Annotated in this window: 16 protein-coding genes; 15 read left to right on the forward strand and 1 reads right to left on the reverse strand. The window is 32.2% G+C overall.

The genetic code is table 11. The features are described from left to right. The first annotated feature begins 33 nt into the window (after window positions 1-33). The gene (locus tag BLR30_RS09230) at window positions 34-969 is read left to right on the forward strand and encodes a hypothetical protein (RefSeq protein WP_089857439.1); all 936 of its coding nucleotides are present in this window, start codon (window positions 34-36) and stop codon (window positions 967-969) included. A 67-nt stretch (window positions 970-1,036) separates the two neighbouring features. On the opposite strand, the gene BLR30_RS09235 is transcribed toward BLR30_RS09230, so the two are convergent. Further along, window positions 1,037-1,702, reverse strand: a complete 666-nt coding sequence (locus BLR30_RS09235; RefSeq protein WP_228400749.1) for a S24 family peptidase — start codon at window positions 1,700-1,702, stop codon at window positions 1,037-1,039. Window positions 1,703-2,590: 888 nt separating this feature from the next. On the opposite strand from BLR30_RS09235, the gene BLR30_RS17735 reads away from it, so the two are divergent. The 14 genes from BLR30_RS17735 (at window position 2,591) to BLR30_RS18065 (ending at window position 12,249) form a co-directional block, all read left to right on the forward strand. Then, window positions 2,591-2,749 carry a hypothetical protein gene (locus BLR30_RS17735; RefSeq protein WP_175443635.1) on the forward strand — a complete coding sequence of 53 codons (159 nt, stop codon included), beginning with the start codon at window positions 2,591-2,593 and terminating at the stop codon, window positions 2,747-2,749. A 77-nt stretch (window positions 2,750-2,826) separates the two neighbouring features. Further along, window positions 2,827-3,021, forward strand: a complete 195-nt coding sequence (locus tag BLR30_RS09240) for a hypothetical protein (protein WP_089857442.1) — start codon at window positions 2,827-2,829, stop codon at window positions 3,019-3,021. Window positions 3,022-3,085: 64 nt separating this feature from the next. Next, on the forward strand, window positions 3,086-3,481 hold the full coding sequence (locus BLR30_RS09245) for a hypothetical protein (RefSeq protein WP_089857445.1): 396 nt from the start codon (window positions 3,086-3,088) through the stop codon (window positions 3,479-3,481). Window positions 3,482-3,836: 355 nt separating this feature from the next. Then, window positions 3,837-7,328 (forward strand): hypothetical protein, encoded by a 3,492-nt coding sequence (locus BLR30_RS09250; protein ID WP_089857449.1) that lies wholly within the window; start codon window positions 3,837-3,839, stop codon window positions 7,326-7,328. A 4-nt stretch (window positions 7,329-7,332) separates the two neighbouring features. Then, window positions 7,333-7,569, forward strand: a complete 237-nt coding sequence (locus BLR30_RS09255; protein WP_089857451.1) for a hypothetical protein — start codon at window positions 7,333-7,335, stop codon at window positions 7,567-7,569. Continuing rightward, complete coding sequence (locus BLR30_RS09260; protein ID WP_139164610.1) at window positions 7,560-7,772, forward strand: hypothetical protein; 213 nt, start codon at window positions 7,560-7,562, stop codon at window positions 7,770-7,772. The genes BLR30_RS09255 and BLR30_RS09260 overlap by 10 nt, the downstream gene beginning before the upstream one ends. Before the next feature lie 159 nt (window positions 7,773-7,931). Beyond that, a complete protein-coding gene (locus BLR30_RS09270) occupies window positions 7,932-8,630 on the forward strand; it encodes a hypothetical protein (protein WP_089857457.1) in 699 nt (232 codons plus the stop codon). Between the two features lie 199 nt (window positions 8,631-8,829). Further along, entirely contained in the window at window positions 8,830-9,018 is a 189-nt protein-coding gene (locus BLR30_RS09275; RefSeq protein WP_089857459.1) for a hypothetical protein, read from the forward strand. A 6-nt stretch (window positions 9,019-9,024) separates the two neighbouring features. Next, window positions 9,025-9,303, forward strand: coding sequence for a DUF6966 domain-containing protein (locus BLR30_RS09280; RefSeq protein WP_089857462.1), 279 nt, complete (start codon window positions 9,025-9,027; stop codon window positions 9,301-9,303). Window positions 9,304-9,360: 57 nt separating this feature from the next. Then, complete coding sequence (locus BLR30_RS09285) at window positions 9,361-9,651, forward strand: hypothetical protein (protein ID WP_089857464.1); 291 nt, start codon at window positions 9,361-9,363, stop codon at window positions 9,649-9,651. Between the two features lie 48 nt (window positions 9,652-9,699). Beyond that, on the forward strand, window positions 9,700-10,350 hold the full coding sequence (locus BLR30_RS09290) for a hypothetical protein (RefSeq protein ID WP_089857466.1): 651 nt from the start codon (window positions 9,700-9,702) through the stop codon (window positions 10,348-10,350). A gap of 462 nt (window positions 10,351-10,812) precedes the next feature. After that, the gene (locus tag BLR30_RS09295) at window positions 10,813-11,043 is read left to right on the forward strand and encodes a hypothetical protein (RefSeq protein WP_139164611.1); all 231 of its coding nucleotides are present in this window, start codon (window positions 10,813-10,815) and stop codon (window positions 11,041-11,043) included. A 108-nt stretch (window positions 11,044-11,151) separates the two neighbouring features. After that, the gene (locus tag BLR30_RS09300; protein ID WP_089857469.1) at window positions 11,152-11,835 is read left to right on the forward strand and encodes a hypothetical protein; all 684 of its coding nucleotides are present in this window, start codon (window positions 11,152-11,154) and stop codon (window positions 11,833-11,835) included. Between the two features lie 144 nt (window positions 11,836-11,979). Continuing rightward, a complete protein-coding gene (locus BLR30_RS18065) occupies window positions 11,980-12,249 on the forward strand; it encodes a DUF1573 domain-containing protein (protein WP_089857475.1) in 270 nt (89 codons plus the stop codon). Window positions 12,250-12,252 lie beyond the last annotated feature (3 nt).

Below are 12,252 nucleotides of genomic sequence, written 5' to 3' on the forward strand. Positions count from 1 at the left end.
CTTATATTACTAACTTAAAAAAATAATAATATAATGGCAACAGCAGCATGCAAAATTTCATTTAAGATAAAATACACATCTTCCGAGCCGGTTACCAAAGCGACAGCGTTCTATAGACTCAAAGATGCGTCAGTATTTACAGAGTATCCTATACCATCACCGATACCGGTAAGTGAAGTTACGTTGGTTCAGCTTCCTGAAATTCTGACACCGGGTGAATATGATTTAATGGTAGAACTGGCTATAAATGAAGTTACCGACAGGCAGGCGAGTTCCTTTCAGATAGGCAAGTGTAATCCAATATCTTGTAAAGCGCCATCCATAGAGGATGTATATTTGGAAGAAAATGACCGGATCGTTATGAACTATTCGGTAGATACTGAAAATCTTTATGCAATACAGTATCAAATAGCGACGGACAGTAGTTTTAAAAATATTGTTCAGCTAAGGGTAATCATGGGAAGTGATTACAGCCCTACTGTATATGTTGAAATGAATGACGGAACGATTCCAAACAATACCCGATTGTACTTCAGAGCAAGAAAACATTGTTCTTTATCTGAACTTTCCGAATGGTCGAATGTGTTAGATTTTGTTTATCAAAAAGTTCTTTATCCTTTCGATGCCTATTGTGTATCGGATGCATTTAAAGATGTTGGCCCCACAGATATTGCTCAATATAAGGCAAGTATTTGCATATCAGGAAGCAATCCTTTGATGAAAAAAGTAAATCTTACGACAAGTGTTCCGCAAAAAGGAAGCTTTATTTATACAAATGGTTTAACCCCGGAAAAACCTGCAAAACCAGGAAATCTGGCAAGCTTCGATGCTTCTGAAGGGGTAAGTACAGGATTCAACGATTATGGAATAAGATGGATTCGATTCCAACGTGATACAAGTATCATTTATGATGTAAATCCACAGACAGGTCAGATTCTTGACGTTTCGCGTTATTCATGTAACACTTAATTGATATTTGCTGAAGACTAATAAAATCCTCTATTTTGAGGATTTTATTAAATAAGGCAGTTTTTAATTATCGTCTGTTGTTTTTGCGTCTTGTGCTTATGATATTGAAAAGTTTAGCAACATCCTTAAGGTGAATTTCGAAATCTTCGTAATATTCGTTGAGAGAATGAAGGGTGATAATGCCATTCTCAACATCGTGATTGATGATTCGCTTTACTAAAATACCTTTCTCTTTATGAACGATCACAAAGTCCCATTTATCGTAATGCAGTTTACTCATCCAGTAATCCTGTCGGATGTTTCTGCATAAAATAATATCGCCTTCCAAATAGCTTTCGTAAGATCCGTTATCCATACTGTCGCCTCTTACTTCAAAGCACATATATTCGCCACGATGCTCTACATCGTCAGTAAAAGGAATGGTAGGCAGGCTTTCTATATATTCTTCATCTGCAAATCTACTCAGATAGCCGGCCTGTGCATATTGATTGGCAAGCGGAACATTCATTATTTTTAAATCTGAAAAAACAACCGGGGAAGCACTGTCTTCATGTTGTTTCTTCTCTTGATTATGCAGTAAGTTGGTTACAAAATAAGCCGTTGTTTCGGGTATTTTTCGTTCGCCTTTTTCCCAATATTGTACGGCTCTTGTGCCAACTCCTATGGACTTTGCTATATCAGCCTGCTTCATATTGAGCTTCTTTCTGATTTCTTTGAATTCTAAATAGTTCATTTTGATGTGTTTATGGTTGATTGTGTAAAAAAAACGAAAAATTTTCACAATTATTTACTAAAAAGCGAACATTGTTCGTATATTTGTTTCGAGGTTGAGATGAGATACTGCAAATATACAAAATTATATTGACGATATAATTTTTATTTAATGTTTTTAAGCATTTTTTAAATCGTGTATGTCTTTGTAATCAGTTGTTTAATGTGGTATCTGTTCTCGGCGGTCATAGTGATTAGATTTTCTTTTTTTCTGTTTTAAATAGCGCTGATAAAAGCAAAAAAATAATTTCTAATCTTAAAAAATGCACATAGTTCGCTTGTTGATGTTGCTTTTTATAAGTTTTTGTGCGTGTAGTAATTATTTTTGTGAATAAAATGCGTTTGTTTTTACTCGTTTAGAAAATGGAATATGCCGTGTAACTATTCCGTTTGTTCCTGACAAAAAATAAGCCATAAAATAAAGACTTCATTACTGTTTAACATATAAAATATCGATTAATTATAGTTATCAGTAAAGAATTGTTATACACTTAAATACAAGAAACTTGTAAACAAGCTCAATGATCTTTAAGATAGAATGTTGCGTTCTTTTAAAAATAGATTTACGACAAGTAAACGAAACCGCTCAGCTTATAATATCAATGTAAGCAGCAACGATTGATTTACAAAAAGTAAAATTTAGAGAGAAGGTTAGAGGATTATTCTATGAGAAAATAGCCGGTATTAACTTTCTAAAAATCAAAAAACAATAAGGTATCAGACAACTTTTCGGAGGCTTCAATCTAGTCTTTAGGATTTCTTATGTTCTTAAAATAACAACCTGAAAGCACGAAGATTTGTCTGATTCAGAAAAAATAAAACTTATAACATAAAAAACTTTAATCAAACAATGAAACGTAGTAAAGAATTAGTAGAGAAAAGAAAAGATTTTGTCATCGATTATGTAAAACGTAACCAGGACAAACAGATGAAGGTAATTGTAACCGAATTAACGGAAATGCTGTTTTTGTCTGAAAGAACAATCTATAACATTATTGTGAAAGCGTAGATTATGATGACAAGACAAACCTTCAATTGCGATTAATCCCGGATTGATTTTAAAGAAAATTTAAAAATTAAAAACAATTGTCAATTAAAAAAACTTCAGAAACCATGAATAAAAAGAGAAGAAAAAAAATAAAAAGAAACAGAGAGAATTTAAAAAATCCCAGAAAAGATATTCATGATCTTATCGATGAACTGGCTTATGCAGACGAAAAAGAAAATATGCTGAAGAGCAAAAGATTTCTGGATGATATCTACTTCCTTGATCTGGAATAATGATACAACTGAAAGGGATGAAAAAATTAAAAATTTTAATCAATAATATATAAGAGAAGAGAAAATGAATTTGGATAGTATAAAAGCTCTATTAATCGGAACTGCAATAGCATTTTCAGGAGGATTATTAAGAGTCTTGATCTCAATACAAAATAAAGAGAAAAAAAAAGCATGGGAACATCTTATCACGCTCATGATAGTTTTCATAGTTGGTTTTACAATGAGTTATTTAATGAGTCGAGCTGAACTGAATGATAAATGGTATTCAACAGGGTTGTTATTTGTGCTTGGTTATGGTTATGATAAATTTCTAAAAATTATCACTACAAACTTACCCAACTGGATAGACAAGGCAGTCGACCTTTTTATTGAAAATCAATATGGAATCAGAACGGAAAGACAAACTGATGTGGAGAAAGATCAGAAAATAGATCTTCCTGAAGATCAGTCGACAAAATAACTGAATGCATTTTAGAGTAAAAAAGAAGGGAATACATTACATTAGGGTATCAGAAATTATTGAAAAGCTCATTGCTGCAACTACAGAATCCATCGATTAAAAAGCAAGGTATTCTCCTCAAAAAATGTGATTTTTGAACAGGATAACATGAAAACCAAAAACAAAAAAACCTGAAGTGGCTACACTATTACCTGTTTCTCCTATATGCTAACATGCCACTTCTGATTACTTACATTCTTTAAAAATCTCCCGTACAGGGTCAGGTTTTTCCACATTCAACAGGTGTATAAAACGCAATTATTTCAATTGCGTTTTGTATTCCTTTTAAATTAATATGAATTAAAAAACTAAGTCAATGAAAACAGCAAAACCTGTAGAAGTAGACCGTAAACCTCATAAAAACCCCGGTAAAAATCAAAAGCCGAAGAATAATTCCAGGGTTGTGCCTTTTTCTGAGGCGGAAATGGGGAATATGCAGATGCAAAAGTTGGGCAATACAATCGCTAAACCGGGATTAATAAATCGAGATAATAACAGATTGGGTTTAAATGGTGTCATTGCGGCCGTACACGGTTCTCGGAGTATTTATGACCAAGGTTCGGAAGTAATGTTCGAAAGATTTCAGGAAAGCCTGAAAGAAACTGGTGATATCAATCATTCAGACACCCAAAAGATGGAAAAAAGCTACGCGGCAACCTTGAACGTCAGTCAGATACAGGAATATTATAACCTTAAAACCGGGAATTATTTTCCAAAGACTTTACAGGAACAGGCTTTAGCTCATCAGGAAATTAAAAATCCACAAAAATCTTTAAAAACAACAGAAAAACAAGAAATAGTAAAAAAGGTTAACAATAAACCTGAAGAATCAAAGCAAATTATACATCAGAAACCGAAAGAAAAACCGGTTGAAATCAAAAAGATTCAGATTAAAACAGCCGTATCTGATGTTAATACTATTGACTCAAAAAAGATTGCGGATAAAAACGATGTTGCTCCTCCTCAAAAAAATAAAGGTAAGGATGAAAAAAGATCGGATCATAAAAAGTCAAATACAAAAACTAAAGCAGAGAAAGAAACTAAAGTTGTTATTCCTGATGATATTCAGGCTGTTGTCACTCCAAGAATGGATAAGGCTGTTGACAGCGAACAGGCTGAAATCGCTCCGGACGAGCAAACAACAATCAACATCGTAGGGCTTGTTGCAGCGGCGCAGGAGTTTAGAGATCAGGGAGTGGAAGCCAGAGCTCAGGTAAAAACTCAGAATGAAGCTGCTAAGACAATAAAAAATAAAATTAAAGAAGCTGAAAAAGAAATTCAAAAGTCGGATGCTGATTTGGAAAAATCGGAAGACAGCATACAGTCTAAAGAAAATTTAGTCCACCAACTTGAAAAAGGATTGGAAACTTCAGTAAAGAGACAGCAAAAAGTAGAACAGGAAGTAGGAACGTATCAGGAAGAATATCGTAAAAATAAGGCTAAAGCAAGCGATTTAAGTAAAGAATCAAATGATTTGATTGGCGGATCGCAAAAACATCAGGATCCTGAAAATGCAGATTCCGGGAAGCTTACCCAGAAATTAAGAGAACTAAATACCAATGCAGGAACAATAGATCAGGCTGTTTCTCAGTCAGGAAATACGGTTCAGAAATTGATTCAGGAAGCCCAGCAAGCTAAAGCTAAAAATGCAACAATGCGCAAAGAAGCATTGTCTTCCAGGGAATCCTTACGAAAATCAAAAACAAAACTGGCATCAGATACCAAAAAAAATAAACAGGCAAAAGATGAGTTAAAAAAACTTACCCCTAAATTAAAGCAAGTCGAATCACAAAGTAAAAAATTAAATCAGGAAGCGAACGGGTTATTGCTGGATTCATATATCATTGAAAGCGACGTGATAAAGACTCAAAATGCTTACTACAAAAATATGGCTACCGTTGAGGGGAGAACCAGCTTACAGCAAAAAGAGAAAGATAAAATTCAGCAGACTCCCAAAGATCTCGATGTTTCAGAGCGTCTGCTGATGGATTTTACCCAATTAAAAAGTCAGGATGAGCGGGTTGCTTTTCTCCGAAAATTAAATCCAAGCGAACAGAATCTATTAAAAGATAAATTTGATGAAGTAAATGCTAATTATGATAATGATCAGTCTGACCAGCAAAGTTTAATTAACGAAAATGTCGAAAGTATCAGAAATGCGCAGATTGAAAAATTCAATAACAAACGCAAAGATGCCTTACAGAAACCACTAAACTTAGTGACCAAAAATCTGAACAGGATTACCGGTTTGAAAAGACTCTGGATGTCTATCAGCATTGCTTTTTCAGGAATCTGGAACGATATTACATCCATCAGCTGGACCGATGTGGGTAAATTCATTGAATCGATTTTCAGTCCTAAAGCCTGGTATGAAACTATTTCAGGTTCTATTAGTGGTATTTGGGATGATCTGACAAATTGGAAAGGATTCTCGCAGGATCCGGTAGGAATGATTCTTCAGAAAGCTGCAGGAATCGCCAATAAAGTACTCGCTATTGCCGGTGTCATTACAGGAATATTGGGTGTTTTAACATTAGCTGCCACGGTTGGTTCTATCTTCACTTTAGGCGGTATGGCACCATTAGCGATATGGCTTGGAGGAGCTACCATAACGATGGGAACCATCACATTCTGGATCGGAGCTATTGCATTAGGGTTGAATGTCCTCAACGGAATTAAAAATATTTATGATATCCATACGGCAAAAACGGCTGATGTTTTATTTAAAAATTCCGGTGAGCTGAAGAGTGATATTGCCAATTCAGGGATGGCGATTATGGCGATGATAGGAGGAAAGGCTTCGAAAAAAGGAGGTGCTTCCATAAAAGATCTGGCAAAAAGGAATCCGAAGACTTTTGGTAAACGAACGTTCATCAATGTAAAAAATGGATTAAAAGCAAAAATTGTTTCTATCCCTCGCAAAATAACGTCTGTTTTCAAAAAAGAAACCTGGATAAAATCGGCGCAGAGTTTTAAAGCCGCTTATAAAAAAGCACAGGAATGGATTACTGAACCTTTCAGGAAAAAGACTGCAACACCAAGTGTGAAAGTAAAAAATTCATCAGAAGTGACAACAAGACATTCTTCCCCGGAACAGCATACTGAATTTATTGATACTTCTGAGAATTTGAAGAGAGAAAAAATATCAAAAAACACTAATTTAGCGGAAAAAAAAGCTTCTCTAAACAATATAGTAGAAGAAAGAGATTTTTTTTGGAAAGAACTTAAAGAAAGATATTTCCCTGATAATGATTGGAGTAAAACAGATTTTGTTACGGAAGGAGTAAATTTTGATAAATTTAAATTAGATCACCCTGATTTATTTGATGAAATGGCATCTAAATACAATTCAATAGATGATGCGAATAGGTATATACCCGGGTTGGTAGAATCAGGAAGTACTATGCCAGTTAAAGTTATATTTAAAAAGGGTGATGAGCTATTTAAAATTGTTCAAAAAGGAGGAAATATAGATAGTCCTTCAGCGTATTACTTAACAAAATCAGAATTGGATTTTGTCAAACAACACCCTGAAAGCTTAGAACAGGCCTTAGGGCTTCCGCTATCCAGTACAACAAGTGAATATGATGTCTTTAAAATTGTTGCCAAAAAAGACAATATTTCAGGATTTGAATCAATAATTGCTCGGACTAAACAATCTGCTAAAGTAAATCCTGGCGATTTTTATAAAACTACTGGTGGTAAGAAACAAACCCTTATTATTGATAATAAAAATTCCGATATTTGGGAAAAAGGAAGTACTCCTGTTGAAACCATATCACCTAAATCTTTACCAAAAATTGATTAGAATTATGAATACAAAAAAAGAATTGGAAAAAAAAGATTGGCATTATTATGTTTATGAAGAAAATAACAATATCACATTATCTGTGCCCATCCCAAAACCTGCTCCGGGATTTGATGTTATCCATACCTTGAGCGATTATGAAAAGGAAAAATATTTACAGATTGGCATTAAAGCTCTTGAAGAAAGAATTCAGGATATGAATGATAACTTTTATAATTATCAAATGAATTCATGGAGATGAGATTTTATGATTTGCTGGAAGGCAAGGATGTAACTGTAAATTCTATTTTAGAAGCTGATATATTATTAGAAAAAGCACTTCCTGATGCAATCAAAGCACCAAGAGCATCTCCCGAAGGAGGAATATCTGGTTGGAGTAAATTTAAAGATAAAAATGAGAATGGAATGTATCATAAAGACTATAACATTGATACTAAAACATGACTATGATATAGTTGTAGGACCTAAGTTGAGGAATCCGGGTGATATAAATTTGCCTAATTTTGAAGCTAAACCAATAAAAAATCCAATGGAAATTCAGATTGCTTTCACTAGTCAAAAAGGAGTAGATGTATTAAATAAATATATAATAAAATAATAAAAATGGAAGATATATTCATATACAAAGACGAATATGGTAATGAATGTACATTTCTTAGAGAAAAGTATTATAAACACGTATGTGCAGTAATTACAGACTTTTTTGAAGAACCATTACCTGATAATGAGTTTCATAAACATTTTAGAAGTCTATTAAATACATTGGAAAGCTACGATGATGTTTATACCATAACAACCGAAATGCCTTTTTATTGGTCGATCTGCATTATCGAAAACAGATGGACAAATAATCATTTAATAAAAAGTAAAACTAATGATGATTATAAAGAATGGGCTGATAGATATAATAGAGAAAATGGCATAGTAACGTTTATTATAGAAGGAATTAATGAAGAAACTTACGTTTTTAATAATGATGAAGGTGGTAAGAGTATATTTTTAAGAGGAAAATATTACGAATTTGTATGTAAATTGGTCTCTGATTTTTTTAAAGAGGTTCTAAAATATAATTTAATAAATGCTAGACTTATAAACAATCTTAACGCTTTATATGATAATGGAAAGTATGAGGATATTCGCAAGTTTATAGATAAAAAACCTTACCAATGGGCAATGTCCATAATCGAAAATAAAGAAACAGCTATGGTTTTAGATGATAAAAAGCTAGAAGAATATAATATATTTCTTGATGAGTTTTTTAAAGCCAACAATATGACATCTTTTGTTGTTCCTCAAGGCTAAAATTGGATAGCTGAACTAAAGTTAGAACCTCATTTCTTTTTACAAGTTTTGAGGTTTTTTATATTAGAGAAAGTCCGTGTCTTCAAAAAAAACTAGATAAAAGTAGCACAAAGTTTTAAAGCTGCTTATAAAAAAGCACAGCAATGGATTAATTCTTGAGGATGGTACTCCTTAATTACCTGATACTCCATCATCATTTATGGCTGGAAAATATAAAGGCTTTAAACTAAAACAAGATAAAATTAAAATACCAGCTGGAACTTTTATTTATGAAGGAGAAATTGCAGGACAGGGAGGGATTTATTTGGGAGGTACAAAACAAGTTTTTATCTCTGAGCCATGGAAAATCAGTGGAGTTGGAGTTTTAGAAAGTTATCCGTTAAAATAAAGAAATATGACAATTAAAGACTATTGTCTACAAATAAGTAAATTATTGGAAAAGGCAGACTACGAAAAGAGCAAAGTTTTTATACAGCTTGGAAATCTGTATGTTACTCATAAAGAAGAGGCTCTTTCAATTATAAAAAAGATGTATGGAGGTATGGGTTCATTCAACGATTTGGTACTATATAAGGACGGAAAGGTTGATATTGAGGCTAATGAAAAACTCAGCGTATTGAGAGAAGATTTGTATAAAGCAGTACTATCGGAAATTATTAAATTAAGATGTTAAAATATTAGAACAATTAAGATATAGGGATTTTCAAATATGGCAAAATAGTATAGACAAATGAAAACAGAAATTTTAAAATTGAATGGCATTTTTAATATGTCTTTTGGTAAAACATTTTTTACTGGTGAAGCTGAGAATATTAATAAGTTTATTGATGGTAAGTCAAAATGGGATATTTTTATTGATGATATTTATTTTGACACGATTGAATTTGAAAATGAAAATCTACCTTTAAATAAATATGAAATCAAAACAAAAAATAGATCTTTTTCTTATAACGGTTTTTTTGAAAAAGAATTATTAGATTTTAAAAACAAAAATATAATATTAAGATTAAAAGAAAATTAAATATTAATACAAATCTCTTGAAGTATCACAAGAAATAAATCTAATCACATGAACAACGAAATACATGAGCTCCTATACCATTATAACGAAGAAGGACAGGAAGGATACGATCTCAGCGAAGTACAGCTCCTTGAAGAAAGAGATGCTGAAAGAACTGAAAAACTAAAATTACTGCTTCAGAATGAAGATCGGTATATTGCTTATCAGGCGATGCTTATTTTACTCGCCTGGGCGGAGCCGATAGGATTTAGACAACTTGATCGGTTCATTTCCGAAAAATGGGATGAAAAAGAAACTTTTGAACCCCACAGAATACATGGTGAGGATAATGTGTACGATGTAATTGCAAATGCCTTATATATTGCCACTCTTAATGGTAAGCCGGAGCAGGAACTTTACCCTTATATCAAACATTTTCTTGAAATATACGGTACTCATTTCTTCGAATCCAATCTGAAAGAATTCCTTCTGAAGAAAAACTTGATACTGCTTTTAAATGACATAGAAAAGGCCACGCAGGATGCTTTGGAAAATAAAAGATATTATCAGGCAAGTCAGCTCTTTCCTGTGCTTGTACATTATGATAAAAATTATTTCAATAAATATAAGGATACGTTTACGTCTCTCATAAACAAAGATGATAGAATTAAATTTAATATTGAAGAGGTCGATAAAATAATGAATAAGCCTGGGATGTAGTGAATTAATCCCTCTGTCCATACCTTGTTTTGACGATAAGTTAACAATATATTGAAACGAGAATGAACTCTGTAATTACGTTTAATTATCATTTAAAAATTTATAAAGTTGCTTCAAAACGAGGCAGCTTTTTTTGTTTTCTAAATTAATATTTTAAACTCATAATCAATTCCGGGTTATTTAATAAAGTTAAAAATTATAAAGGTTAGAATATATTTCTCAATATGAAGAATTGTTGTTTTTAGCATCTTATTTCTTTATATATTTAACCCCGAAAAACACAAAGTCCTACTTTTCAGAAGCTGTTTTCACTATTTAAATTATAATAAAGCTGAATCAATATTCCGCTATTGATTGATGCTAAAAAAATATGTTGCAACAGAAAGGCAGGAATAAAACCGAAAACCTGCCACCGAAAGGAAAGTCAAAGTTTCTCTGTTGAAATTTTAGCAAAATAAGTAGGTGAAAAATAAATTTATTTTAAACATGAAAAAGTTAATGATTATGTCAGCTTTTGCACTTATGGCAAGTGCATCCTTAACAAACACACAAATACAGGCAAAAAAAGGAGGGTATATTTGGAAAGATTCTGCTGGATGTTATTATGAGGTTGTAACTCATAGTATGTTATGGGGGTTAATAGAGTGGGAAGATGAACCACGGCTTATTGGTTGTTGTCCAGGATTTGCGTAAATGATTCATTTTTAGCCTTAAACTGTCTTAAAAAGTAAACTATAAAAGCTATTAGATAGAAAGTATTTAGATGTGCTTTTGAGACAGCTTCTTTTAAAATCAAGAATAATGAAAAATGTAATACAATTCTTTTTAGTTGCTATAAGTTTATCGGTTCATGCCCAGGAAGGAATGAAAAAAGATACAATAGCAGAAAAGTATGCTGACATAGAAACTGTTACAATTAATGATAAAGATTATGATAAAGTAAATTATTCATATGGACTAAAACAAGAGATCAATAACCGGTTAAAAATAGGAAATTCTCCATCCACTTATGAAATGGGGCTTGAATTTAAAAATAATCTAAAGCAAAAAGGCAGAATAAGTAATGTTGTTTTGTTTCTGCATAAAACAGATCCAGATTATAAACTTGTAGATTTAGAAATTAACTTTTACAAAATTGATGCTTTAACTGGAAAACCCCAAGAGAGGTTAAATACAAAACAGATTATCTATACACCTAAAAATAAAAAAAGAACTAATGTAAAGATTAATGTTGAGAATTATCATATTCCTTTTCCTGAAGAAGGAGTTTTAGTTGCTGTAAGATGGCTGCATGATGGAATCAAGGATAAAGACATTGGGCCTTCTGTCAGATTGACAACTTATAAAGAAATATTAACATACACTCGATACGATGAGAAAATTGGTTGGGGAGCATTTAGTCTTTCAAGGAAACCTGGAATATACACGAATTTAATGATGGGATTAGAGGTTTACATCAAAAAAAGAAAAGACATCCGTGAATAAAAAATATCCATACATAATTATTGCCTTTTTGGTATTAATCATTTTGTGTTTGCTCACCTATAAAACTACTGAAAAAGTGGTTTTTAATGGTAATAAGGAAACTATGATTCATGATTTCGGAATCTTGGATAAAAAAAGAAAACCATTGTTTATGAGTACACTTTTAAATATGTCAATTCAAAATATGAGAGTTTAAAAGTATATGGAGTAAAAGATGGATGCGATTGTACCGAAAGTGAAGTGAGAAAAGGATTTTATTCAAAAAATGAAATCATTACTATAAAAACGAAATATGATCCTAATAAGTATAAAGATTCTGGAACTATTACTAAACAAATTTTTCTAATTACAAATAAGAATATATCAAAATTTGATACGATTTTTCCTCTAACTCTAAAAGGAATTGTAAAATAAAAC

Source organism: Chryseobacterium taeanense, from assembly GCF_900099685.1.
GTDB lineage: Bacteria > Bacteroidota > Bacteroidia > Flavobacteriales > Weeksellaceae > Chryseobacterium > Chryseobacterium taeanense.

Bases quoted from the DNA above. Each gene is read 5' to 3' on its own strand.
- BLR30_RS09230 (WP_089857439.1), top strand. From the start codon at position 34: ATGGCAACAGCAGCATGCAAAATTTCATTTAAGATAAAATACACATCT.
- BLR30_RS09235 (WP_228400749.1), bottom strand. From the start codon at position 1,702: ATGAACTATTTAGAATTCAAAGAAATCAGAAAGAAGCTCAATATGAAG.
- BLR30_RS17735 (WP_175443635.1), top strand. From the start codon at position 2,591: ATGAAACGTAGTAAAGAATTAGTAGAGAAAAGAAAAGATTTTGTCATC.
- BLR30_RS09245 (WP_089857445.1), top strand. From the start codon at position 3,086: ATGAATTTGGATAGTATAAAAGCTCTATTAATCGGAACTGCAATAGCA.
- BLR30_RS09250 (WP_089857449.1), top strand. From the start codon at position 3,837: ATGAAAACAGCAAAACCTGTAGAAGTAGACCGTAAACCTCATAAAAAC.
- BLR30_RS09255 (WP_089857451.1), top strand. From the start codon at position 7,333: ATGAATACAAAAAAAGAATTGGAAAAAAAAGATTGGCATTATTATGTT.
- BLR30_RS09260 (WP_139164610.1), top strand. From the start codon at position 7,560: ATGGAGATGAGATTTTATGATTTGCTGGAAGGCAAGGATGTAACTGTA.
- BLR30_RS09270 (WP_089857457.1), top strand. From the start codon at position 7,932: ATGGAAGATATATTCATATACAAAGACGAATATGGTAATGAATGTACA.
- BLR30_RS09275 (WP_089857459.1), top strand. From the start codon at position 8,830: ATGGCTGGAAAATATAAAGGCTTTAAACTAAAACAAGATAAAATTAAA.
- BLR30_RS09280 (WP_089857462.1), top strand. From the start codon at position 9,025: ATGACAATTAAAGACTATTGTCTACAAATAAGTAAATTATTGGAAAAG.
- BLR30_RS09285 (WP_089857464.1), top strand. From the start codon at position 9,361: ATGAAAACAGAAATTTTAAAATTGAATGGCATTTTTAATATGTCTTTT.
- BLR30_RS09290 (WP_089857466.1), top strand. From the start codon at position 9,700: ATGAACAACGAAATACATGAGCTCCTATACCATTATAACGAAGAAGGA.
- BLR30_RS09300 (WP_089857469.1), top strand. From the start codon at position 11,152: ATGAAAAATGTAATACAATTCTTTTTAGTTGCTATAAGTTTATCGGTT.